A 24078-nucleotide genomic window follows, 5' to 3' on the forward strand; every position below is an offset into this window, starting at 1 on the left:
GGTCGAAAAGCCGCTTTCAAGTATCCGGGATCTGCGCTTTCTCCACCGCGCGATCACGTTCCAACGAACTGACGCAAGATCTCGATCTCCCGGCTGGAGGCCAAAGTCGGCGCATGACCGCAGCCTGGGAGAACTTCCAGATGCGGGCGCGGGCCGCGCAGGGTCATCTGTTGCGCAACATCAGCCGAGAGCACATCCGACGTCTCGCCACGCAACAACAGTGTCTTGGCTTCAATCGCATCATAGGCAGGCCAGACGTTGAGATCGGCCTGGTGGTGTGTGAATTGCGAGACGATTGAAGGGTCGTAGTGAACCGTGACACGGCCATCATCGGTGCGCCGCACCGAGGTGTCGGTCATCCGTCGCCAGAAAGCATCGGTATTGTCGCCGAAGGGGGCGTAATTTTCCCGCAGCCACTGCTCCATCTCGACAACGGTGTCGTAGACAGGAGGATTGCCGACATAGGACGAGATGCGCCCGGTGCCGGTGGCCGGAATGTCCGGACCGATGTCGTTGATCACAAGATGGGTCACGCGTCCCTTCAGTGCCCCGGCAGCCAGCGTGACGCCGATGAGGCCGCCCATCGAGGTGCCGACCCAGCGCAGCCGATCAACCTTGTATTTGTCGAGCAGATCCAGTGCGATGCGCCCGAAGCTGCTGTAGGAATAGTCCGTTGTATAGTCGCGCGCCCAACCCGAAAGGCCGCGCCCAAGCGTGTCGGGGCAGAGGACGAAATAGCTGTCTGCAAGCGCTGCAGCCGCTTCGTCGAAGTCGCGGCCGGTTCGCGCCAGGCCATGCCACATCACCAGCGCCGGATTGGTCGGGTTGCCCCATTCGGTGACGTGAATCTCAAAGCCTGCGGCCTCAACATAGGTGGAGCGGGGAGTGGTCATTTGTGGTCGCCCTTGCCCATGAGAGTGCCTGCGATGCCTGCGGGGAAGAAATAGACGAGGAGGATGAAGAGGACGCCGAGCCAGAGCAGCCAGCGATCCGGATTGAGAAGGTCAGGGAGGAGCGGGACGTTCGAGGTGGCCGCCGCGCCGCTTGCCATCAGGTCCTTCAGGTAGAACTGGGCCAGCGTCATGATGACGACGCCGATCACCGCACCCATCATCGTGCCCATGCCGCCGATGACGACCATCAGAAGAAGGTCGATCATGATGTCGAACGACAAGGTGACGTCCGGCCCGGTGTAGCGGAGCCAGACAGCGCGCAGGATGCCCGCAAGCGCGGCGATGACGGCGCCGATGCAGAAGATCGAGGTGCGATAGGCAACCACGCGGTAGCCGATTGCCTCGGCACGCATCTCGTTTTCACGGATCGCCTCAAGGACGGTTCCGAGCGGGGAGGCGACAATTCGCAACATTGCAAGGAACAGGACAAGGCTCGACAGAAAGATGAAGTAGTAGAGCGCGAGCCTGCCGTTTGCGGCGACGCCGAAGATGCGAATTGCCTTGCCGTTTTCGTCGGCAATGAGCGTGTTGGCAGGTGAGAAGAACCGGGGAATGGTGTAGGTCATGCCGTCTTCGCCGCCGGTGTATTCGAAGAACTGGCTGGCCAGAACCATCATCACCGACGCAGCTGCAAGTGTGATCATGGCGAAGAAGATTGCCTTCACCCGCAGGGACAAAAGCCCGATCAGCACCGCAAGAACCAGCGACGCAAGGACACCCAGCGAGCCACCCAGCAGGATCGCGTCGAAGCCGGGCCCCATGGTTTTCAGCGCGATGGCTGTTCCGTAAGCGCCAAGACCGAAGAACATTGTGTGCGCGAACGAGACGATCCCGGTGTAGCCGATGAGAAGATCGTAGCTGGCGACCAGAACGATGAAGACACAGATGCGCGCTGCCACTTCCTGCGCCCGCACATCTGGGAACAGGAACGGGGCGAACATCAGAACGGCACCGATGGCAAGCACGATGGCGTAGACGAAAAGGCGACCAGCAGGCACACGGCGTTGCGCGGTTGTCGTGATCGGATTGGAAATGGTCACAGTACTCATCCCTTCACCGCAGGCTTCAGCCCGAACGGGCGCCACAACAGGATCGCCATCATCAGGATCATGTTCGAGGCGAGAGACATCTTTGGAAACAGGAAGGCGACATAGTTCGCCATCAGGCCGACAAGGATGGCACCAAGCAGCGAGCCTTCGATGGAGCCAAGGCCGCCAATGATGACGACGATGAACACCATGATCATCATTTCGGACCCTATGGCGGTGGTGATGAGGCCCTGATAGCCCGCCCACATCGCCCCGCCTGCCGCCGCAAGGGCGGAGCCTGCCATGAACACGGCGATGAACAGTCGGTCAACGCGGAATCCGAGGGCTTCAACCATCTCGCGATTTTCCACGCCGGCGCGGATCAGAAGGCCGATGCGGGTTCGGTTCAGCGCAAGATGCATGGCGATATAGACCGCCAGACCCAGCACAAACGCGAAGATGCGATAGACCTCGATGGCAACGTCGCCAATGACGAGCGAGCCGGTCAGCACGGCAGGACGCGGCACCGGGATCGGCGCGCCGCCCCACACCATCAAAATCAGTTCTTCAGCGACAATCAGGGCCCCCATGGTGATGAGGATTTGACGCAGATGGTCCTTGTAGACGGGTTTGACGATGATGCGCTCGAACGCCCAGCCAGCCAGCGCGCCAAAGGCGGTGGCTGCGGCGATCGCGCTCATCAGTGCCAGAATGTTCAGCCCGGCATTGCCACCCGACACCCAGACGCCCGACCATGCCAGAACGCTCGCGGCGATGAAGGCGCCAAAGGAGACAAAGGCGGAGTGGCCGAAATTGAGCACGTCCATCAGGCCGAAGATCAGCGAAAGGCCAGACGCCATCAGAAAGATCATCATCCCCATGGCAAGCCCGGCCGCCGTCAGCGTGATCCAGGTCGACGGGCGGCCGATCAGGACAAATGCAATGAGACCAAGCGCGACAGGCAGCAGCATGACGCCGCCGAAACGCTCGAAAATGGAGGACAGGTTCTTGGGCATCAGTTCGCCTCCATCGACAGGCTCAGGAAGCGGTTTTGCAGGGCTTGATCTGCCACGAGGTCTGACATCAGTCCGTGGTGGACGATGCGCCCGTCATCGATGACCGCAACGCTCTGGCCGAGCGCGCTGGCAAAATGGAAGTTCTGTTCAACCAGCAGAATTGTCGTTTCGGTTGCAATTTCGCGAAACGCTTCGATCATGGCGCGGATAATGGCCGGGGCGAGCCCCTTGGTGGGTTCATCGATCAGTATCAGGTCGCGCTTTTCGATGATCGCGCGGGAAATCGCGAGCATCTGTTTCTGCCCTCCTGAAAGGGAAGAGGCCTGGTTGTGCCAGAACTTTTCCATTGCCGGAAAGATCTCGAAGATATGGCGGAGCCGCTGGCTGTCGAACCGTCCACCATGGGCGGCCAGGCGCATGTTTTCCTCAACCGTCAGACCGCCAAAGATGCCCATGTTTTCCGGGACAAAAGCCACGCCAAGACGGGCAATGTCGGGCGTCTGCATCGCGGTGATGTCCTGGCCGCGAAACCGGATCGTGCCCTGGCGGGCGCGCCAGAGGCCCATGATGGTGCGCAGGGTCGTGGTCTTGCCGGCACCGTTTCGACCCAGAAGCACGTGGACACCACCGGCGGGCACGTCAAGCGAGATGCCGTGCAGAATGTGATATTGCGCAATATCGGTGTGGACGCCTTCGAGACGCAGGAGGGATTCGCTCACGCCACCTCCTCCGTGCCGATGCCAAGATAGATGTCGCGCACAATCGGCAGCGCCATCACTTCGGTCGGCTTTCCATCGGCGATGAGCTCGCCATTGTGCAGGACGACGATGCGGTCGGCGAGCGCGCGCACGACGTCCATCTTGTGCTCGACCAAAAGGATCGTCTTGGAACGGTCCTTCTTGATGTCGGCAATCAGCTCGAGAATGACGGGTGCTTCATCGACCGACATGCCGGCGGTTGGCTCGTCGAACATGAAGATGTCGGGCTCCATCGCCGCCAGCAGCGCGACTTCCAGCTTGCGCTGGTCGCCATGCGGGAGTGCGGCGGCCGGAAGGTGGGCAACGGCAGAAAGGCGCGTGGCCTCAACAAAGTGGAAAGCCTTGTCGCGAATTTCGGTCATTGCCGCAGCACGCTTGAAAATGTGCGGCCCCTGTCCTGCTTTGGCCTGCACCGCCAGACGGACATTTTCCAGTACCGTCAGCTTCGGAAACAGATTGGTCAACTGGAAGGCGCGACCGATCCCGGCCTTGGCGCGCGCGGATGGGGACAGGGCACTGATGTCCTGCTCGCCTTTGAAGATGCGGCCTTCCGTTGCCGTCAATTGGCCGGAGACGAGGTTGAACCATGTCGTCTTGCCAGCGCCGTTGGGGCCGACGATGACCGTCAGTTCGCCGGGATGGAAGGCGCAGCTGACATTGTGAACAGCCGCGTGACCGCCAAAGCGGATCGTCAGGTTTTCAGTGCGGATGGAGGACGTTGTCATGATGCTTGTGCCAAAGGCAAGAGGTGTCCCTCACCGCGCCGGGCCAGACACGGTGAGGGGGAATAGTCGGTGAGAGGCCTCACACGGACTATTGCTGGTTGTTGCGTCCGAGCGGGATGTTCATCTCGTCCGCCTTGATCTCGCGGACGAACTCCGGGACCGCCCAATCAACGCCATCCTCGACCTTGATCTTGAAGTGGTACATCGACTGCAACGCCTGATGGTCCTCGGGGCGGAAGGTCATCGGTCCCTTTGGCGTATCGAAGGTCATGCCTTCCATGGTCGCGATCAGGGTTTCGGTATCCCAGGTCTCGGCTTTTTCCAGCGCGGTCACGATGGCCATGGCCGATGCCATGCCGCCGGCGGTGAAGAAATCTGGCGGCGTGCCGTAGCGCTCCTTGTGGTGTTCGACCAGCCAGTCATTGACCGGATTTTTTGGCGCTTCGTAATAGTAGTACATCGCGCCTTCCATGCCCGGCACCTGCTTGTAGGCAACCAGCGCGGGTAGGATGTTGCCACCTGACGACAGCTCGATGCCGTAGCGGCCCGGATCCGCGGCGGCCAGAGGTGTCATCGCGTCGATGCCGGCGACGTTCATGAAGATGACCTTGCGGCCGTCCTTGTCACGCAGCGCATTGAACAGGCGCTCGATGGTGGCGGTAAAATCGGTCGTCTGCTGCGGCACATATTCTTCCGCAACTACATTGGCGCCGGTGCCATCGAGCGCCGACTTGAAGGCGGCGATGCCGTCGCGGCCGAAGGCATAGTCCTGCGCCAGCGTCGCGACGTAAAGCTTTTCGTTCGGCTGCAGGGCGAGGGCCTGCGCCTGCATGTCCATCGACGAGTTGCGCGAGGTCTTGAACACGAAACGGTTGGAATCGGGGCCAGTCAGGCTGTCGGCGACGGCTGGCTCGACGAGAAGGATTTTCTCGTATTCTTCCGCGACCGGCAGCAGCGCCATCGCCACCCCTGATGAGGTGTCACCGACCGCGATCAGCGCGTCGTCGTCGCCATAGGCTTCGGCCAGCAGCGCGCGCGCCACGTCAGGCTTGAACTGGGTGTCCTTGATGATCAGTTCGATCTTGCGGCCCTTGACCTCGAGTGTGCCTTCGGTGGCGTATTCAAGGCCGAGCTGGAAACCAGCATGGGTCTGCTTGGAATAGGCTTCCAAGGGTGAGCCGGAAAGGCCGTGCAAGAGCGCGATCTTTACCGGGTCTTCCTGCGCCAAGGCTTGTGTGCCCATCAGCGCGGTCGCTGCGGCCAGCGCAGCAAAAAGCGACTTCATGATGTTCTCCTCCCAGAGTAAGATGAAGCGGCGGATGGCGCACTTCGAACTGACGTCGATTATCGCGCCGCGAAGAGGTTTGCGGCAATATCGTAGGAATACCAAGGGTAGAAATACGGGCATGGGTTCAGGGGGAAACTTTCACGAACTTGCATTTGAACATGCACTGGTAGGGCTGGTGGTGACGGAAAGCCGCATCATCCGTGCCTGCAATCCGCGATTTGCCGAGATGTTCGGTTATGGGCGCGACGAACTGGTCGATCAGTCCTTCATGGTGCTCTATCCTTCGCAGGAAGAATTCGTGCGTATCCGCGATGTCGGCGTCGAGCCCTTGAAGAAGAACAACCGCTACTCTGACGAGCGGATCATGGCGCGCAAGGACGGTTCCTTGTTCTGGTGCCGCGTGCGCGGCCATTCGCTGACCCGCGATGATGACCCGTTGCGGCGTGCGGTGTGGAGTTTTGCCGATCTTTCGGAAATGCGCGTCGTCATGGACCTGACAATGCGGGAACGCCAGATCGTCATGCATCTGGGAGAAGGACGCACGTCCAAGGAAATCGCCAGGACGTTGTCGATCTCGCCGCGCACGGTCGAAGCCTACCGGGCAAAGCTGCTAAAGAAATGCGGTGCTGCCAATGTCGCCGAACTGCTTTCGCATCTCAGTTCAATGCCGCATTGATTTGAGATTTGCGTCCGTGAAGGACGCACGACGCTCAGACGTGCTGGCCGCCATTGATGTGGATCTCCGAGCCGGTGACGTAAGAGGCCTGTTCGGAGCAGAGAAAAAAGATGATGTCGGCCACTTCTGAAGTGGCGCCAAGGCGGCGCAGCGGGATGGTCTCGACGATCTTTTCCGTGCCGGGTGACAGGATCGCGGTGTCGATCTCGCCGGGCGCGATGGCGTTGACGCGAATGCCGTGCGGCCCGAAGTCCCCGGCCATCTCACGGGTCAGCGATCCCAGTGCTGCCTTGGATGTCGCATAGGCGGTTCCGGCAAACGGATGGACGCGCGTACCGGCAATCGAACTGACATTGACGATCGAGCCCTTCGCGGCGGCAAGTTCCTTGAACAGGCCGCGTCCCAACATGATCGGCGCGAAGAAATTCACCTGGAAGACGTCACGCCAGACATGCATCGGCGTGTCGATGGAGTTCATGCGCGCGCCACCCTCCAGCTTGGGTGAAATGGCGGCGTTGTTGACCAACGCATCCAGACGTCCGCCGTCGCTTTGCAGGCGGTGACGGATTTCCGCCACCGCGATGCCGACATCTTCCGGGTCGGACAGGTCGACCTTGATGTGATCCTCCGGTCCGGACGGCCACGGGCAGTTGTCGGCGAAGGGCTGGCGTGAACAGGTGATGACCCGCCAGCCGTCTTGTGAAAACCGCTTGACGGTCGCATGGCCGATGCCGCGGCTCGCGCCGGTCAGAACCAGGGTTTTGCGCGGTTGTGAGTTGGTCATTGCGATCCTCCTGCGCAAGCCTGTCTAGCCGAAGCGCGGGCAGATAGCGAGAGACGCCGAAGCTCAGTTGCCCAGAATGATGTCCATGATCGAACCGACACCGCGCGGGACGGTTTCGCCCACCGCGCCGGGGGGAATCGGCTGTTCCACCGATCCAGTGTGCTGAGATTGCTCCGGGCTCCGTCGCAGCAAGTCTTCAATGTCAGACAGAACGCGGCCATTCCATCCACCGGGAAGCTGTGCCACCGGCACGCCCTCATGGGCAGCGGTCATGAATTCGTTCCAGGCCATTGCCGGCAGGGAGCCGCCGGTCATGTTCTTGGTGGCCTCCCCGTCGTCGTTGCCGAACCAGACACCGGTGGTCAGGTTGGCCGTATAGCCGACGAACCAGGCATCGCGCGCATTCTGCGTCGTGCCGGTCTTGCCGGCGGCGGGCCAGCCGAAAGCTGCGCGCCGGGCGGTGCCGTCAGAAACCGTCTGCGCCATCATTGCATTCATCATGCCGATCACGTCGGCGCGAGCGATCCTTGGGCCAACGGATGGGCGATGCTCATAAAGCACCTCGCCCTTGGAGGACGTCACGCGCCGCACGAAATGAATGTCCGGCTTGTGGCCGCCATTGGCAAACGGAACAAAGGAGGCTGTCAGCTCCAGCGGCGTCACTTCCGACGTTCCCAGTGCAATCGACAGATTTGGCTGCAGGTTGGATTCGATCCCCATACGCCAGGCGGCTTCAACCACGGCGGCGGGGCCGACCCGGTTGGCAAGCTGCACAGCAACCGAATTGAGTGACCGCGCCAATCCCTCAGTCAGCGTGACATTGCCGAAATACTTGTCATTGTAGTTTCGCGGCGCCCATTTGCCATATTTGACCGGGGCGTCGTTGACGAGCGTGTCGGGGAAGAAGCCATTCTCCAATGCTGCCATGAACACGAAGGGCTTGAATGCCGAGCCAGGCTGGCGTCGTGCTTCCGAAGCCCGATCGAACTGGCTGGTGGCATAGTCGTAACCGCCTACCATGGCGCGGACCGCTCCGGTGCCATCGATCGACACCAGCGCGCCCTGGCGGACATTGTATTTCTTTCCCTCGGCATCGATCAGGCGACGGATCGATGCCTCCGCGAATGTCTGCAAGACCAGATCGACGGTGGTTTCGACGATGATGTCCTGACGGGCCTCGCCGATCAGTTGCGGCAGTTGTTCCATCACGCGGTCGGCAAAATAATGCTCGGACCCGGTCCAATATGTGGGCGCGCGCACTGCCGGCGTGTTCATCGCAACGCTGAGCTCGTTTTCACCGATGCGGTTCTGATCCCGCATGGCGGCAAGGACGAGTTGGGCGCGGCGATCCGCGGCGGCGGGGTCGCGGGCGGGCGAGAGCCGCGAAGGGGCCTGGAGAAGGCCGGCAAGAAGCGCTGCCTCTGGCAGGGAGACGTCACGGGCCGACTTGCCGAAATAGCGTCGCGAGGCCGCTTCCACCCCATAAGAGCCCGAGCCAAAATACACCCGGTTAAGGTACATTTCGAGGATCTGGTCCTTGGAAAACTTGTGCTCGAGCCAGAAAGCCATAAGCAATTCTTGGATTTTGCGCTCGATGGTGCGGTCGGGCTTGAGGAAGAGGTTTTTGGCCAGCTGCTGGGTGAGCGTGGATCCGCCTTGGCCAAATCTGCGATCAACCAGGTTGGAGACAACAGCGCGGCCAAGGCCGATCGGATCGATGCCGAAATGCGAGTAGAACCGGCGATCCTCGATGGCCATCACGGCTTGCGGTATGTGCGGCGACATTTCATGTAGGCCGATGGCTTCGCCCCCGGTCATGCCACGATTGGCGACCAACTGTCCGCTGACGGAGACGATTCGGACATTCGGCGGTCGGTCAGGAACCGTCCATGTTGTCGCTGCCGGCATCTTGGCGCCGTAATAGGCGACGATGCCGACCACGCCGATGCCGCCCCAGAGGCACATGACCATGCCCCAATAGGCGGCGCTGCGCAGGACGCCGAAAAAACCGCGGCGCTTGCGGGAGGAACGGCGCGACTTCGGCGCGCTCCGTCTGGGCGAGCTATCGAAGCTGTCGAGCGATGGCTCACTCTTGCGACGGGGTGCAGCCGCCTTCTGTTTTTTACCGGAGCCTGTCCGTTTGGCGCGCGAAGGCATCACGCGATCGTCTTCGCCGACGAAAAACCCCGATGGCAGCTTGTCGTCGCTGGGTTGATCGAAGCGGGGCTCTATCCGGTTTGATGTCTTTCGGCCGCTCATCCGTGCCCGCTGTCCGATCGCTAGAGCATGCCGCGCCCGCTGTCCGATCGCTAGAGCATGCCGCGCCCGCCTGATTTTCTCGGGACACGCGCATGCGGCATAACCAAAAAGGTGGAGCAGGTCAGCAGGGCGCTGACACGCCCGACATTCCGGCATCGGTGGCGATAGAGGTTAAATGCGGCAATTTAATAATCTACTAAGCATCGCCTGAGGCCGCTGGTCCGGGCGATGAAACACCCCGCGGAATGGTGTCCGCGAGGTGTGTTATTCTTGCTCAGCTGGCGAAGAAGTTTTGCGTTCCATGTGCTTCGATTGCCTCGGCAAGACGGCTCAAAGCATGGACATAGGCAGCGGTCCGCATGGTCACGCCCTTTTGCTGGGACACTTCCCAGATCGCACGACCTTCGCGCTCCATGATGGTGCGCAGGCGTTCATGAATTTCCTCGACGGACCAGTAGAAGCCCTGGCGGTTCTGCACCCATTCGAAATAGGAAACCGTGACGCCACCGGCATTTGCCAGGATGTCCGGGAGGACGATGACGCCGTTCTGTGCCAGGATTTCATCAGCTTCCGCGGTGATCGGACCGTTGGCCAGTTCGAGAACAAGCTGGGCCTTCACGGAGCCTGCGTTGTCCTCATCGATCATGTTCTCAAGCGCCGATGGCACCAGAAGCTCTGCTTCGACGCCGACCAGATCGTGTCCGGCGAGAAATTCGTGGCCATGCTGTCCCACCGTGGAAACAACCGAATTCCCACTGGCTTTCGCAGCCAGAAGTGCGTCCAGGTTGAGCCCGGATGCGCAGTAAACGCCCCCTTCGGAATCGGACACAGCGACGATCTTGTGGCCATCACAGGCAAGCAGGCTGGAAATGTGCTGGCCGGCATTGCCGAACCCCTGCACCGCAACGCGGATCGAGGCGCCGAAGTTGAGGTCTTCCTTCAGATGGGAGACGAGGTAATAGCCGCCGCGTGCGGTAGCATCGCCACGACCAAGCGAACCGCCCAGTGCAATCGGCTTGCCGGTAATGACGGCGGGAACCGTCTGGCCGACGATCTGGGCGTATTCATCCGCCATCCAGCCCATGATCATGGAGTTGGTGTAGACGTCGGGCGCAGGAATGTCTCTGTCCGGCCCGATGATGCGCGAGAATGCCTGGATATAGGCGCGCGACAAGCGCTCCAGTTCTGTCTTCGACAGTTTGCGCGGGTCAACCTGTACCGCGCCCTTGCCGCCGCCGTAGGGCAGGTTCATCACCGCGCATTTGAAGGTCATCCAAAAGGCGAGGGTTTCGACTTCGTCGTCGGTTGAATCGGGGTGGAAGCGGATGCCTCCCTTGGTCGGTCCGCGTGTGTCATCATAGCGGCAGCGCCATGCCAGGAACGATTTTCGTGAGCCGTCATCCATGCGTATCATGAGACGGGCTTTGGTAGTTTCTCGCGGGAATTTCAGTTTCTCGATCACATCGGCGTCGATGTTGAGGTGGGCTGCAGCTGCATCCAAGCGGACGAGCGCGTTATCGAGAAGACTGTCTTCCGACATCATGGCTCCTGACGTGGTTAGAGAAACGTAGGTGCACTGCATAAAATAGAGGCAGCCGGAGCGCAAGAGGGGTCAGCAATGCTGACCTAATTTTATTGCTTTTTCGCCGCGTTATCGATCAGATTTGTCCATTTTCCTCCAGTCAAATAAGCGGAAAATGCCTCAAACTGCAAATTCCGGCGGTTTCCGCACTTTCTCATGCATCGCAAGAAAAGCTAAGGAAATGCCGGAATTGCGCCCCCGCGAAACGAAAAAATCCCCCCTCGCATTGCCCGATAAGCGGGAGGCGAAGGAGGATTTCAGATTTTTCGCAAAAAGTGATCGGTTTTCCGGTCAGACGTCCAGATTGGCGACCGACAGCGCATTGTCCTGAATGAATTCGCGACGCGGTTCGACCTCGTCGCCCATCAGGCGGGCAAACAGCGAGTCGGCATTTGTTGCATCGGGCACCTTGACCTGGAGGAGCGAACGCACATTGGGATCGAGTGTGGTTTCCCACAGCTGGTCGGCATTCATCTCGCCCAGTCCCTTGTAGCGCTGGATCGACAGTCCCTTGCGACCGGTTGCAAAAACCGCGTCGAGGAGGCCCATCGGGCCGTTGACGGTTTCGGAGTTGTCCTTGCGCCGCAGGACTGGCTGCTGGTTATAGATTTCCTGCAGGCGATCAGTGTAGCGGTGCAGAGCGCGCGCGTCGGCAGAAGCGAGCAGGGCGGCATCCAGCTTCACTGTTTCCTTGACGCCGCGCACGGTACGCTCCACAAGCAAAGCGCCGATGCCTTCGTCGTCTGTCGGCTTCACGCGGCCTTCCCAGCCACGTTCTGTCTCTTCGGAAATCAGGTCGAGACGCCGCGCTACGTCGGAAGCTGCTTCCTGAGCCTTCTCAAGATTACCCAAGATCTCGGGGTTCAGAGCGCCGGCGATGAGCGCCTGTTCGACGACGATGCGCGAATAGCGTGTGTGCAGGCCATTCATCAGCGTGCGCACTGCAAGCGCGTCATCAATGACGGCGCGAAGATCCTGGCCGGCGCGAACTTCGCCATTGCCCATCTGCAGCGACGCTTCATCGAGCCCGGAGGAGATCAGGTATTCCTCGAAGGAGCGTTCATCCTTGACATATTGCGAGGATTTTCCGCGCGTCACTTTGTAGAGCGGCGGCTGGGCGATGTAGAGATGGCCGCGTTCGATCAGTTCCGGCATCTGGCGGAAGAAGAACGTCAAAAGCAGGGTTCTGATGTGAGCGCCGTCGACGTCGGCGTCAGTCATGATGATGATCTTGTGGTAGCGCAGCTTGTCGGCGTTGAACTCGTCCTTGCCGATGCTGGTGCCAAGCGCCATGATCAGCGTCCCGATCGCGTCGGACGAGAGCATGCGGTCGAAGCGCGCGCGCTCGACGTTCAAGATCTTGCCGCGCAGCGGAAGGATCGCCTGGTTCTGGCGTGACCTGCCTGACTTTGCCGAACCACCTGCCGAGTCACCCTCGACGATGAACAGTTCAGACTTGGCGGGATCGCGTTCCTGGCAGTCCGCCAGCTTGCCTGGCAGTGAGGTGATGTCGAGGGCGCCCTTGCGGCGCGTCAGTTCACGCGCGCGTCGCGCAGCCTCGCGCGCCGCAGCGGCTTCGACCACCTTGCCGATCAGCACTTTTGCTTCGCCGGGATGCTCTTCGAGCCACATGCCAAGCGCCTCGTTGACGAGACCTTCGACCACGGGGCGCACTTCCGAGGAGACAAGCTTGTCCTTGGTCTGCGAGGAGAATTTCGGGTCAGGCACCTTCACCGAAAGAACGGCGGTGAGACCTTCACGGCAGTCATCGCCGTTGAGTGACACCTTTTCCTTCTTCGAAATGCCGGCCTTATCGGCATAGCCAGTCATCTGGCGCGTGAGAGCGCCACGGAATCCGGCAAGGTGCGTTCCGCCGTCGCGCTGCGGGATATTGTTGGTGAAGCACAGCACGTTCTCGTGGTAGCTGTCGTTCCACCACATCGCGACTTCGACCGAAATGCCATCACGCTCGGCGCGGATGGAGATCGGTGCTGCGATCAGCGGCTTTCTGGCGCGGTCGAGATATTTGACGAATTCTTCGAGGCCGCCATCGTAGTGCAGTTCCTGCTGCTTCAGATCGGCGTGCCGCGCGTCGGTGAGCACGATGCGAACGCCGGAATTCAGGAACGCCAGCTCGCGCAGGCGGTGCTCCAGCACGTTGTAGTCGAACTCGACCATGGTGAATGTTTCGGGCGAGGGCAGGAACGAGATTTCCGTGCCTGTATCGCTGCCGGCATCGCCGGTGACGGCAAGCGGACCATCCGGAACGCCGTGGGTGAACGACATTTCGTGGATCTCGCCCTTGCGGCGGATCTTCATGCGCAGCCAGACCGACAGGGCGTTGACGACGGAAACGCCAACACCGTGCAGGCCGCCAGAAACCTTGTAGGAGTTCTGGTCGAACTTACCGCCGGCGTGCAGCTGGGTCATGATGACCTCGGCCGCCGAGACGCCTTCGCCCTGGTGGATGTCGGTGGGAATACCGCGCCCGTTGTCGGTCACGGTGCAGGAGCCGTCGGGATTGAGCGTCACCGTGACGAGCGTGGCATGGCCAGCCAGCGCCTCGTCGATCGCGTTGTCGACGACCTCGGTGACCATGTGGTGCAGGCCGGAGCCGTCGTCAGTGTCGCCGATATACATGCCGGGACGCTTGCGCACCGCATCGAGGCCCTTAAGGACCCTGATCGAATCCGCGCCATATTCGGCGCTCTCGCCGTTGCCGTGTTCGGTCTCGTCGCTCATTAAATTCCGTTTCTGCCGTTCCTGGAGACGGCGGATCAAGCAGGTTCGAATCACCGCCGAAAGATACTCAAGATATAGGCTCTGGGGCGCCGTTTTCCAAGTTTTAGCGCTGATTCGGCTGGGGATGTGCCTGTTTCTGGCCCATATTCGCGATTTGAATGCGGCGAGCCGGGCCGAATCGTTCCCGGCTGGTATGGAGACTGTCATGGACATGAAGCCTCGACCGTTCATCCCGCCGGCGCCCAAGCCGCGAACGAGCCCGCCATCGACGCTGCAGATGTTGCGGATTGTCTATCGAAATCCGCTCGAACTCTGGGGCGAGCCTTCCTACAACGAGCCCTATATTTCGATCAGAACCGGGATCGGCGGACCGCTCGTGATCGCGAATGATCCCGCGCTGATCCGGCATATTCTCGTCGATAACGCGCAAAACTATCGCATGGCGCGGGTGCGCCAGAAAGTGCTGCGCCCGATCCTGCGCGATGGCCTTTTGACTGCCGAGGGAGAGGTCTGGAAGCGGTCGCGCAAGGCGATGGCACCGGTCTTCACACCGCGCCACATAGCCGGCTTCGCACAACCGATGCTACGGGTCAGCGAGGACTTCGCCGGGCGATATCGCGACGGAGCAATCGTCGATATTGCTCGCGACATGACCATGTTGACCTATGAAATTCTCGCGGAAACGCTGTTTTCTGGCGAAATTGCCGGCAATCCGAGCGAATTTGGCAAGCAGGTTGATCATCTGTTCGAGACGATGGGACGGATCGATCCACTCGATCTGATCGGCGCGCCGGACTGGTTGCCACGCCTGACGCGATTGCGCGGCTACAGCGTTCTTCGCTTCTTTCGAGATCTCGTCGGCAAGACGATCAGGATGCGCAAGGATAAGCTGGCGCGTGATCCGGACGGTTCGCCGAACGACTTCCTGACATTGCTCCTCAAGGCGGAAGGAGCAGGCGGCCTGAGCGCGGACGAGATCGAAGACAACATCATCACGTTCATTGGGGCGGGACACGAAACGACGGCACGGGCGTTGGGGTGGACCTTGTATTGCCTTGCGGAAGCGCCGTGGGAGCGCGAGCGTGTCGAGACGGAGGTTGAGGCGGTGCTCGCCAGCACCCCGGACCCTGGAGACTGGCTTGGGAAAATGCCGTTGACGCGCGCCGTGTTCGAGGAGGCGATGCGGCTTTATCCACCGGCGGCATCCATCAGCCGTGAAGCGATCGAGGCGGAGCGCTGGCGCGATCTGGATATCGTCAAGGGAGCCCAGTTCCAGATCATGCCATGGACAATACATCGGCACCGCAGGCTCTGGAAAAATCCGGACGCCTTCTTGCCCGAACGGTTTCATCCTGAAAATCGCGAAGCGATCGATCGCTATCAATATCTGCCGTTCGGCGCGGGCCCGCGCGTGTGCATCGGCGCTTCATTTGCCATGCAAGAGGCAATCATCGCGCTTGCCGTACTCCTGCGACAATGGCGTTTCGACACGCTCCCGCGGACCAGACCGTGGCCGGTCCAGAAGCTGACCACACAGCCGCAAGGCGGGCTGCCGATGCGAGTGAGCCGACGTTGAGCGGACTGCGCCGCGCTGCTCGCCGTCTATGACCTGCCTTCAAAAATATTGGGGATGTGGACGGGCCAGCGACGCGGCAGGACGGCGACCATGTCGAAACGGATGGACAGGCGTGCATGATCCGGCTGGCGCATGAGCCAGAGGTCCGCGGCGGCCTCAATCCTCTTCTCTGACATGCGGGTGACCGCGTCCATCGCGGCGGTGAGGGTGGGGCGCAGTTTTACCTCCACGACCAGCACCAGATCGCCGCGTCGCGCAATCAGGTCGATCTCGCCAAGACGCGTCTTGTAGCGTCGCGCGACGATGCGATAGCCCTTGAGCATCAACGCGATTGAGGCGAAGAACTCGCCGCGATGGCCGCGACGTTCGTTGAGTTGCCGGTCGGTGCGCCGGCTAGCTCCCATCGCCCTTCAGTTCCATGAGGCGACGATAAAGATCAGCCTTGCGAGCGCCTGTCATTCGGGCTGCCTCTCCCGCTGCCTTGGAGGCACCCATCTCAGATGCCAGCGACAACAGGAGTGCGTCGATATCATCGCCGCTCGGTGCCTCGGCCTCAAGCGGAGGCCCGACGCAGATGACGATCTCGCCCCGGGGCGTGTCGGCTTTTGAATAGAAGTCGGCGAGCTCTGTCAGGGAGCCGCGGCGGAACTCCTCAAATGCCTTGGTCAGTTCGCGACCGATGGCGGCAGGGCGGTCGCCCAGTACCTCCAGCATGTCGGCCAGCGTATCGGCAAGACGGCGTGGCGATTCGTAAAAGATCAGCGTTGCCGGGGTGGCGCGAAGTTGTTCGAGCCGGGTCTTGCGCTGGCTCGACTTGGCGGGGAGAAACCCGGAAAACAGGAACGTATCGGAGGGGAGGCCCGATGCCGTCAGGGCTGAAAGCAACGCCGAGGCGCCGGGGATCGGGATCACCTTGCCACCGCCTGCCACAACTTCGCCAACGAGACGGAAACCCGGATCGGAGACCAGCGGCGTGCCCGCATCCGACACCAGCGCGACGCTCTGACCAGACAGCACAGCCTCGACAAGGCGGGGGCCAGCCTCTGCCGCATTATGCTCATGGTAGGGCGTTGACCTGCGGCGGATACCATAGCGGTCCAGCAGCACGCGGGTCACCCGTGTGTCCTCGCAGGCAAGGATATCGGCAGCCGCCAGCGTTTCGAGTGCGCGCACGGTGATGTCGGAAAGGTTGCCGATCGGGGTCGCGACGAGATAAAGCGCAGGCTCGATCGCGCGCGGCGTGAAGGACGCCTGACCGATTACATATCCCCGCTTACCGTCGATCTCGCTCATGATCATTCCTTGCCATGTCTGGCGATGCTTTCAAAGCCTTGGGCCTGAAAGGCAGATGTGTCAGATGGCGAGATCTGCGACGACCGCGTCGAGGACGATCATCCCCGCCGAGGTGGCGCGCAGGCGCGAATTGCCGACGGGCGCGACCAGCGCCTCATCTTGCAGCGTGGCGATCCGCTTTGACGAAAGCGGCCGCCCCGAAAGCTGCTCGAAACGGGCAAGGTCGATGCCTTCGGTGAGGCGCAGGCCCATCATCAGGAACTCGTCGGCTTCCTCCGAGCGCGTCAGCGTCTCGCCGCCGATGATGCCGTGACCATGTTCCTCCACCAGCGCGGCCCAGGCTTCCGGTGACTTCTCGGTGAAGGTGACGATCCGCTGGCCATCTTGAAGGAAACGGCCATGCGCGCCGGGGCCGATGCCGACATATTCGCCATAACGCCAGTAGACCAGATTGTGTCGGCTTTCTGCGCCCGGCTTTGCGTGATTGGAAATCTCGTATGCCGGCAGGCCACCCGCAGCCGTGACCTCTTGCGTGACCTGATAGAGGTCGGCGGAGTGGTCGGGGCTGGGCATTTCGAACTTTCCCGCCTTGTGCAGCAGGTGGAATCGCGTGCCTTCCTCGATCGTCAACTGGTAGAGCGACAGATGATCTGCGGCATGGCCGATGGCCTGCTCCAGTTCCTGTTCCCACGCTTCAAGCGTCTGGCCGGGGCGGGCATAGATCAGGTCGAACGACAGGCGCGGGAAGGTGTCGCGCGCCAGCCGGATCGCACCCAGTGCCTGCTCGACCGAGTGCAGCCGTCCGAGGAAACGCAGATCCGCATCGTTGAGTGCTTGAACGCCGAGCGAGACGCGATTGACGCCCGCATCACGGTATCCTCTGAAGCGGGCAGCTTCGACCGATGAGGGGTTGGCTTCGAGCGTGACCTCGATGCCGTTCGGCACGCTCCAGTTGGCAGCAACCGCGTCGAGAACAGCAGCCACGGTCTGCGGTTGCATCAGCGATGGCGTGCCGCCGCCAAGAAAGATCGACGTCACCTCACGCGGGCCGGTGCGCTGGCGCATCGTTGCCATTTCACGGGCAAAGGCAGCAGCGAAGCGTTCTTCATCGATCTTGTGATGGCGGACATGGCTGTTGAAGTCGCAATATGGGCATTTGGCCGCGCAGAACGGCCAGTGGACATAGATGCCGAAGCCCGGCTGACGGTCGTCGGGGATCATTTTTCGCCCAGAAGTGCGTGTTTGAATTTCTCGAAGGCGCGGGCGCGGTGCGACAGCGGCGTATCTGTGCCGTGCTTTTCGTGCGGCTCCATTTCGCCGAAGGTCACGTCGAAGCCTTCCGGCTGGAACATCGGGTCGTAGCCGAAGCCCTTGCCACCGCGCGGCGGCCACACCAGATGGCCCTCGACTTCGCCACGGAAATAATCGGCATGGCCATCGGGCCAGGCAAGGCACAGCACCGAGACGAACCGGCCTGTGCGCTTTTCCGGGGTGAGCGCGCCGACGGCGACCAGCTTTTCCTGCGTATTGCGCATCGCCATATCGAAATCGCGCGTCCCGTCGCCGGTTTCCGCCCAGTCTGCAGTGTAAACGCCGGGCGCCTTGGCGAGCGCGTCAGCTTCAAGGCCGCTATCGTCGGACAGGGCAGGCAGCCCGGTCGCCGAGGCGGCGGCGAACGCCTTGATGTAAGCGTTTTCCTCGAAGGTGGTGCCGGTTTCGGCAGGCTCCGGTAGGCCGTAGTCGGCAGCCGACTTGGCTTCAAAGCCGTAGGGGCCGATCAGTTCCTCGATCTCGACAAGTTTGCCCTTGTTGTGGCTGGCCACGACAATCTTCCGGTTTTCGAGCTGACGCATTCAAAGTCCCCAGATTTTCGGTTCGGCGATCTCGAGCGAGTTGCCCGCCGGATCGCGAAAATAGATTGAACGCCCGCCTTGCGGCCATTTCAGTTCGGCCTCGATGCCGACATCATGCCGGCGCAGATGGGCTTTCCAGTGTTCGATTTCAGCGGCCGTGCCACGAAAACACAGATGGCCTGCGCCGCTGGTGCCGTGCGGCGGGACGGCGAGGCGGGCATCGGGTGCGGGCGGCTCTACAGTCTTTTGCGCATTGAACAGCAATAGAACGCCGTCGCCGCAGCGAAAGAACACGTGCCGGTCTGCCACTTTGGCAATCCGCTCCAATCCCATCACCGTGGCATAAAACGATTCTGCCGCGTCGAGATCGTCGACGTAGAGCGCAGATTCGAGAATGCCGGACGGGGTCATGAAGCTGTCCCAACGACGGGTTGAATGTGGGGTGCGCTCTTCGAGGCTCGAAGGGCGCACGCCACGGATCAGGCGATCGCCATCTTCTGCAGATTGACGAGGCGGGCAATGCCATTCTTGGCAAGGCCCATCAGGGCGGCGAACTGCTCTTCGCTGAACGGCTCGCCCTCGGCGGTGCCCTGAACTTCAACGATGCCGCCCTTGCCGGTCATGATGAAGTTGGCGTCGGTATCGGCTGACGAATCCTCGTCGTAGTCGAGGTCGATGACAGGCGTTCCATTGTAGAGGCCGCAGGAGATTGCAGCGACATGGTCCTTCAGGACTTTCTGCACGCTGACCATCTGACGGGTTTCCATCCACTTCAGGCAGTCATAGAGCGCGACGAAACCACCGGTGATCGCGGCGGTGCGGGTGCCGCCATCAGCCTGGATGACATCGCAGTCGACTGTAATCTGGACTTCGCCGAGCGCTTGCAGGTCAACGACAGCGCGCAAAGAGCGACCGATCAGGCGCTGGATCTCGAGCGTGCGTCCGCCCTGCTTGCCGGAAGATGCCTCGCGACGCATCCGATCGCCTGTGGAGCGCGGCAGCATGCCGTATTCTGCCGTGACCCAGCCCTTGCCGGAATTGCGCAACCATGGCGGGACTCGCTCTTCGAGGCTGGCGGTGCACAGCACATGCGTGTCGCCGAATTTGACGAGGCAAGAGCCCTCGGCATGTTTCGACACGCCGCGCTCGAAGGAAATTGCCCGCATCTCGTCGGGCTGGCGCTTGGATGGCCGCATATTGGTCTCTTCCGATCCTTTACGATTTGAGGGGCTTGTAGCCCCAGTTCGGCCCGCGACGCAAAGGAAAAGGGCTTTGACAGAAGTTTGGCAGCCTTTGCGTCGTGATGGTAAGGGATTATATCTTCGATGATGAAGGAAGCGAGACAAACGATGACAAGGCCTCTGTTGGAGCAGCAGCTGCAGTCACTCGATTCGCGCTCACGCGATATTTTCAGGATCATCGTCGACAATTATCTTCGCGATGGCGAGCCCGTGGGCTCGCGCAGCCTGTCGCGTCTGCTGCCTCAGACACTGTCCCCGGCGACGATCCGCAACGTGATGAGCGATCTCGAACATCTGGGTTTGATCTATGCGCCGCATGTGTCTGCCGGACGCTTGCCGACACAGGCCGGCCTGCGTTTTTTCGTCGATGCATTCATGGAGCTGGGTGACCTTTCCGACGACGAGCGCAGAGGTATCGAGACACAGGTCAAGGCATCCGGCAGCGGCGCAACGCTGGAGCATATGCTGACCGAGGCGAGCCAGATGCTGTCGGGCATGTCGCGCGGGGCCGGGGTCGTTCTCACCACAAAAAGCGAAGTGCCGCTCAAGCACATCGAATTCATCCAGCTGGAGCCGACAAAGGCACTGACCGTGCTGGTGTCACAAAATGGCGACGTCGAAAACCGGGTGGTGGACCTGCCCGTCGGGGTCACGACGTCGCAACTCCACGAAGCGTCGAATTTTCTCAATGCTCATATCCGTGGGCGCACATTGGCGGAAGCGCGCAGCGAGATCGGGCGTTTGAAAGAGGAAACCCGCGCGGCGCTCGATGCCTTGTCGCAGGATCTCGTCGAGCGCGGGCTTGCCGTCTGGGCCGGCACCGAGAGTGGCTTACCGTCGCGTCTGATCGTGAGGGGGCGGGCCAATTTGCTCGAAAATGTGACCGCGCAGGGCGACATCGAGTTGTTGCGTCACCTGTTTGATGATCTTGAGACCAAGGATGGCATGATGCAATTGCTTGATCTGGCCGAAGAGGGACATGGCGTGCGCATCTTCATCGGCTCGGAAAACAAGCTGTTTTCGCTGTCGGGGTCATCATTGGTGGTCGCGCCCTATCGTGACAAGGATTCGCGGGTCGTCGGGGCGCTGGGGGTGATCGGACCCACGAGGCTCAATTATGCGCGAATCGTGCCGATGGTCGACTACACGGCGCAGATCATCAGCCGTTTGCTGCGCTGAGCCTCAGCTGCACCATTGCTCCTTGCGTCCGCGCCATGGACGCGCCAGTCCTTCGCGAACGAGGATGTCGCCGGCCTCGCCGATCGGCGTTACCGCCCGCGCCAGCGTGCGACCATACCGGTCCGTGCCACGGCGCTGGAGTGCAAAATTCTGCCCCGACAGAAGTTCGCTGAGACGGCGCGTTGCGCGCTGTGCCAGATCACGTTCATAGGCGCAGGCGCCCTTGATCTCCGGCGCGTCGATACCCTCGAGACGTATTTTTTCGCCGGACACCCAGAACGTGTCTCCGTCAACGACGCAGGAGATGCGTCTGCCGCTGCCGCATAGCGGCATCGGGCGGACCATGCCGACCAGTGCGACCGGGCGGGGTACATCATTTTTCGCGGTCGCGGGCAGCATCTCCCTGACCGAAGATGGAAGTGAAGAGACGATCCCTGGCAGGATCGATTCAAATCGTGCAGGTTCAAGACCGATGGCGGCAGCGATGGCGAGTGCGCCGAACAGCCCCGCGGTACGAAAAGCCCGCAATGGGGAGCGTTGCCTGCGACGCCTTGAAGGTCTGCGCTTCATCATCTGTCCTGCCGCGTACCCTGATCGGAAAGGTTCGGGTAACAGGGCGAGGTTTCGAAAGACTTAGCACTTTGGGCATGCACGACCGGCAGGAGTGGCCGATTTCGCTTTCTTCCCTTGATTTTCGAGCGTCAAACCTCGATATCGGGCGCAACTTCAAGAACCATTGCAAATGGGGTCATCGATGAGCGAACAGCCCAAAGACGAACGTGCACCCGAGCAGACTGCAGCTGAAAGCGAATATGCTCAGACGGCGGCAACTGGCGAAGCCTTTCAGGCTGAAATAGATGCACACAGCCAGACAGCCGACTATGAAGCAGTGGTGCGGCTCGTCAAGGAAAACGAGGAATACAAGGATCGCGCGCTGCGTTTGGCAGCCGAGATGGAGAATCTGCGTCGGCGCACTGCGCGCGATGTGCAGGATGCGCGCGCCTATGCGATTGCGAATTTCGCCCGTGAGATGCTGCAGGTCTCTGACAATCTGACACGAGCGCTCGATGCTATTCCAGCGGAAGCGAAGGAAAGCGGCGACGCCGGTTTCAAGGCCCTGATCGAAGGGGTCGAACTGACAGGGCGCTCGATGCTGTCCGCGCTGGAGCGCCACGGCGTCAAGAAGCTCGATCCGGAAGGTGAGAAATTCGACCCGAATTTCCACCAGGCAATGTTCGAGGTACCAAATCCCGACATTGCAAGCGGCACGGTCGTCCAGGTCGTGCAGACCGGTTTCGTCATCGGCGACCGGGTGCTGCGTCCGGCGATGGTTGGTGTTTCCAAAGGTGGACCCAAGCAGGTGGCCGAGCCCTCGACGCCGGTCGAGCCGGGACCGCCCAATGAACAGGCAGAAAAAGACGCCTGATCGTGCTCTTTCTCCCTTCGTCGCCTTCCGCTACATCTGCCAGGGGAGGCGACGATGGACCAGATCATCTTCTTTGACTATGCGGGTATCGCGGTTTTCGCCGCAACAGGTGCCCTTGCTGCGTCACGCAAACAGATCGACATTATCGGCTTTCTGTTTTTTGCCGGCCTGACGGGCGTCGGCGGCGGCACATTGCGCGATCTGATCCTCGGCGTGCCGGTGTTCTGGATTCAGAACCACGACTATCTGATCGTTTGCTGCGCCGTTGCGGTGCTTGTCTATTTCACGTCCCATCTCGTGGAATCGCGTTACAAGCTCTTGCTGTGGCTGGATGCCATAGGGCTTGCGGCCTACAGCGTATTCGGCGCGTGGAAAGGTCTGGTCGTAACGGGCTCGGGGCTGGTCGCGGTTGTCATGGGAATTCTGACCGCGACGTTTGGCGGTATCCTGCGCGACCAGATTGCCGGGGAACCTTCGGTGTTGATGCGGCGCGAGGTGTACATCACGGCTGCGATGGCTGGAGCCGTGATGTTTACAGTGATCTATATCGCTCAACTGCCTCTGCTGGTGGCCGCTCTTTCCGGTTTCCTCGTCGCTCTGGCAATCCGTGGCGGTGCGATCCGCTATGGCTGGTCGCTTCCCGCCTACAAGGCGAGGCCCGGCAGGAGACCGGAAGACATCCCCTGACGGTCAGATCAAGCCGCGCTGCTGCGCTTCCTCGCGCAAGTTCTGGCGTGGTCGTGGTCCGACCTGCTGGATCACAAGGCCGGCTGCCAGCGATCCGAGCGCACCGCAATCGATGAGACTGCGACCGCTCGTGTAGCCGTAAAGGAAGCCGGCGGCGTAAAGATCCCCCGCGCCGGTCGTGTCGACCAGATCCGCGATCTCGATTGCGTCGATGATGACTGTTTCATCGCCGCGTACCGCAACGGACCCCTGCTCGGAACGCGTGACGGCAGCCAGTTTGCAATCCTTGCGGATGGCATCAAGGCCCGTCTCGAAAGAAGATGTCTGATAAAGCGCTTTCAGTTCGCTTTCGTTCGCAAAAACGATGTCGACAGTGCCTGTGCGCATCAAGTCGAGGAATTCGTCGCGATAGCGGTCGACGCAGAACGAATCGGACAATGTCATTGCCACTTCGCGTCCTGCCGCATGGGCGTGCTCCGCAGTCAGACGGATTGCGTCTTTGGCCTGCGGCGGATCCCACAGATAACCTTCGAAATAAGTGACTTTGGCGCCCTTCGCCTTGTGTTCCTCGACGTCTTCGGGGCCCAGTTCAACGCAGGCACCCAGATAGGTGTTCATTGAGCGCTCGCCGTCGGGCGTGACGAAAATCATCGACCGGGCTGTGGGTGGGGCGATGTCGAGCGGCTTGGTGTCGAACGCCACGCCGAGCGAACGGATGTCGTGGGTGTAAATCCCGCCGAGATGGTCTTTGGCGACCTTGCCAAAGAATGCGACCTTGCCGCCAAAACTGGCAACTCCCGCCGCAGTGTTGCCGGCGCTGCCGCCCGACGCTTCGATTGCGGGGCCCATCCGGCTGTAAAGTTGCTCGGCGCGTTCTGCCCCGATCAGGTTCATCGCGCCCTTGATGATGGCGTTCTCGCTCAGGAATGCCTCATCACATCGCGCGATGATGTCGACGATCGCATTTCCGATGCAGAGCACGTCGTACTGGCTCATATGAAATCCCCGCTAT

23 protein-coding genes are annotated in these 24078 nt (G+C 61.0%); 5 read left to right on the forward strand and 18 right to left on the reverse strand.

Features of this window, described 5'->3' with window-relative positions; genetic code table 11:
- Positions 1-53: 53 nt before the first annotated feature.
- The 6 genes from BMZ42_RS11935 to BMZ42_RS11960 all read right to left on the reverse strand — a co-directional run bounded on the left by BMZ42_RS11935 (position 54) and on the right by BMZ42_RS11960 (position 5765).
- Complete coding sequence (locus BMZ42_RS11935; RefSeq protein WP_091522629.1) at positions 54-893, reverse strand: alpha/beta fold hydrolase; 840 nt, start codon at positions 891-893, stop codon at positions 54-56.
- On the reverse strand, positions 890-2002 hold the full coding sequence (locus tag BMZ42_RS11940) for a branched-chain amino acid ABC transporter permease (RefSeq protein WP_091522632.1): 1113 nt from the start codon (positions 2000-2002) through the stop codon (positions 890-892). Before BMZ42_RS11940 ends, BMZ42_RS11935 begins: the two co-directional genes overlap by 4 nt.
- Positions 1999-2997: a branched-chain amino acid ABC transporter permease gene (locus tag BMZ42_RS11945; protein WP_091522634.1), complete on the reverse strand. Its 999-nt coding sequence runs from the start codon at positions 2995-2997 to the stop codon at positions 1999-2001. Before BMZ42_RS11945 ends, BMZ42_RS11940 begins: the two co-directional genes overlap by 4 nt.
- Entirely contained in the window at positions 2997-3716 is a 720-nt protein-coding gene (locus tag BMZ42_RS11950; RefSeq protein ID WP_091522637.1) for an ABC transporter ATP-binding protein, read from the reverse strand. The genes BMZ42_RS11945 and BMZ42_RS11950 overlap by 1 nt, the downstream gene beginning before the upstream one ends.
- Complete coding sequence (locus BMZ42_RS11955; protein ID WP_091522639.1) at positions 3713-4480, reverse strand: ABC transporter ATP-binding protein; 768 nt, start codon at positions 4478-4480, stop codon at positions 3713-3715. The genes BMZ42_RS11950 and BMZ42_RS11955 overlap by 4 nt, the downstream gene beginning before the upstream one ends.
- An 88-nt stretch (positions 4481-4568) precedes the next feature.
- Positions 4569-5765, reverse strand: coding sequence for a substrate-binding domain-containing protein (locus BMZ42_RS11960; RefSeq protein ID WP_091522641.1), 1197 nt, complete (start codon positions 5763-5765; stop codon positions 4569-4571).
- A 121-nt stretch (positions 5766-5886) separates the two neighbouring features.
- Between BMZ42_RS11960 and BMZ42_RS18245 the strand changes: the two genes are divergently transcribed.
- Positions 5887-6444: a PAS and helix-turn-helix domain-containing protein gene (locus BMZ42_RS18245; protein WP_091522644.1), complete on the forward strand. Its 558-nt coding sequence runs from the start codon at positions 5887-5889 to the stop codon at positions 6442-6444.
- A gap of 34 nt (positions 6445-6478) precedes the next feature.
- Here BMZ42_RS18245 and BMZ42_RS11970 read toward each other — a convergent pair whose 3' ends face one another.
- From BMZ42_RS11970 to gyrB, 4 genes are all read right to left on the reverse strand, one after another.
- Positions 6479-7228: an SDR family NAD(P)-dependent oxidoreductase gene (locus BMZ42_RS11970; protein WP_091522646.1), complete on the reverse strand. Its 750-nt coding sequence runs from the start codon at positions 7226-7228 to the stop codon at positions 6479-6481.
- 63 nt (positions 7229-7291) lie between these two features.
- The gene (locus tag BMZ42_RS11975; protein WP_091522648.1) at positions 7292-9487 is read right to left on the reverse strand and encodes a transglycosylase domain-containing protein; all 2196 of its coding nucleotides are present in this window, start codon (positions 9485-9487) and stop codon (positions 7292-7294) included.
- A 274-nt stretch (positions 9488-9761) separates the two neighbouring features.
- Positions 9762-11027 (reverse strand): Glu/Leu/Phe/Val family dehydrogenase, encoded by a 1266-nt coding sequence (locus BMZ42_RS11980; protein WP_091522807.1) that lies wholly within the window; start codon positions 11025-11027, stop codon positions 9762-9764.
- Between the two features lie 333 nt (positions 11028-11360).
- Positions 11361-13811 carry a DNA topoisomerase (ATP-hydrolyzing) subunit B gene (gyrB, locus tag BMZ42_RS11985; protein ID WP_091522650.1) on the reverse strand — a complete coding sequence of 817 codons (2451 nt, stop codon included), beginning with the start codon at positions 13809-13811 and terminating at the stop codon, positions 11361-11363.
- A gap of 205 nt (positions 13812-14016) precedes the next feature.
- On the opposite strand from gyrB, the gene BMZ42_RS11990 reads away from it, so the two are divergent.
- Positions 14017-15387 (forward strand): cytochrome P450, encoded by a 1371-nt coding sequence (locus BMZ42_RS11990; RefSeq protein WP_091522809.1) that lies wholly within the window; start codon positions 14017-14019, stop codon positions 15385-15387.
- Between the two features lie 26 nt (positions 15388-15413).
- On the opposite strand, the gene BMZ42_RS11995 is transcribed toward BMZ42_RS11990, so the two are convergent.
- The 6 genes from BMZ42_RS11995 to rph form a co-directional block, all read right to left on the reverse strand.
- Positions 15414-15791, reverse strand: a complete 378-nt coding sequence (locus BMZ42_RS11995; RefSeq protein WP_091522652.1) for a YraN family protein — start codon at positions 15789-15791, stop codon at positions 15414-15416.
- Positions 15781-16680 (reverse strand): 16S rRNA (cytidine(1402)-2'-O)-methyltransferase, encoded by a 900-nt coding sequence (gene rsmI, locus BMZ42_RS12000; protein ID WP_091522812.1) that lies wholly within the window; start codon positions 16678-16680, stop codon positions 15781-15783. Before rsmI ends, BMZ42_RS11995 begins: the two co-directional genes overlap by 11 nt.
- A gap of 60 nt (positions 16681-16740) precedes the next feature.
- Positions 16741-17901 carry a radical SAM family heme chaperone HemW gene (gene hemW, locus BMZ42_RS12005; protein ID WP_091522654.1) on the reverse strand — a complete coding sequence of 387 codons (1161 nt, stop codon included), beginning with the start codon at positions 17899-17901 and terminating at the stop codon, positions 16741-16743.
- A complete protein-coding gene (locus BMZ42_RS12010) occupies positions 17898-18533 on the reverse strand; it encodes a non-canonical purine NTP pyrophosphatase (protein WP_091522656.1) in 636 nt (211 codons plus the stop codon). The genes hemW and BMZ42_RS12010 overlap by 4 nt, the downstream gene beginning before the upstream one ends.
- Positions 18534-18944, reverse strand: a complete 411-nt coding sequence (locus BMZ42_RS12015; protein WP_091522659.1) for a VOC family protein — start codon at positions 18942-18944, stop codon at positions 18534-18536.
- Between the two features lie 68 nt (positions 18945-19012).
- Positions 19013-19729: a ribonuclease PH gene (gene rph, locus BMZ42_RS12020; protein ID WP_091522661.1), complete on the reverse strand. Its 717-nt coding sequence runs from the start codon at positions 19727-19729 to the stop codon at positions 19013-19015.
- A gap of 153 nt (positions 19730-19882) precedes the next feature.
- Here rph and hrcA point away from each other — a divergent pair, with 153 nt between their 5' ends.
- Positions 19883-20953 (forward strand): heat-inducible transcriptional repressor HrcA, encoded by a 1071-nt coding sequence (hrcA, locus tag BMZ42_RS12025; protein ID WP_091522663.1) that lies wholly within the window; start codon positions 19883-19885, stop codon positions 20951-20953.
- A 3-nt stretch (positions 20954-20956) separates the two neighbouring features.
- Here the strand turns inward: hrcA and BMZ42_RS18250 are convergent, their stop codons facing one another.
- On the reverse strand, positions 20957-21481 hold the full coding sequence (locus BMZ42_RS18250; protein WP_244523239.1) for a thermonuclease family protein: 525 nt from the start codon (positions 21479-21481) through the stop codon (positions 20957-20959).
- Positions 21482-21707: 226 nt separating this feature from the next.
- Here BMZ42_RS18250 and grpE point away from each other — a divergent pair, with 226 nt between their 5' ends.
- Positions 21708-22379 carry a nucleotide exchange factor GrpE gene (gene grpE, locus BMZ42_RS12035; RefSeq protein WP_091522816.1) on the forward strand — a complete coding sequence of 224 codons (672 nt, stop codon included), beginning with the start codon at positions 21708-21710 and terminating at the stop codon, positions 22377-22379.
- 54 nt (positions 22380-22433) lie between these two features.
- Entirely contained in the window at positions 22434-23066 is a 633-nt protein-coding gene (locus tag BMZ42_RS12040) for a trimeric intracellular cation channel family protein (protein WP_091522665.1), read from the forward strand.
- A 3-nt stretch (positions 23067-23069) separates the two neighbouring features.
- Here the strand turns inward: BMZ42_RS12040 and BMZ42_RS12045 are convergent, their stop codons facing one another.
- Positions 23070-24062 carry an adenosine kinase gene (locus tag BMZ42_RS12045; protein WP_091522668.1) on the reverse strand — a complete coding sequence of 331 codons (993 nt, stop codon included), beginning with the start codon at positions 24060-24062 and terminating at the stop codon, positions 23070-23072.
- Between the last annotated feature and the right edge of the window lie 16 nt (positions 24063-24078).

Source organism: Aquamicrobium aerolatum DSM 21857, from assembly GCF_900113935.1.
GTDB classification, from domain to species: Bacteria; Pseudomonadota; Alphaproteobacteria; order Rhizobiales; family Rhizobiaceae; genus Aerobium; species Aerobium aerolatum.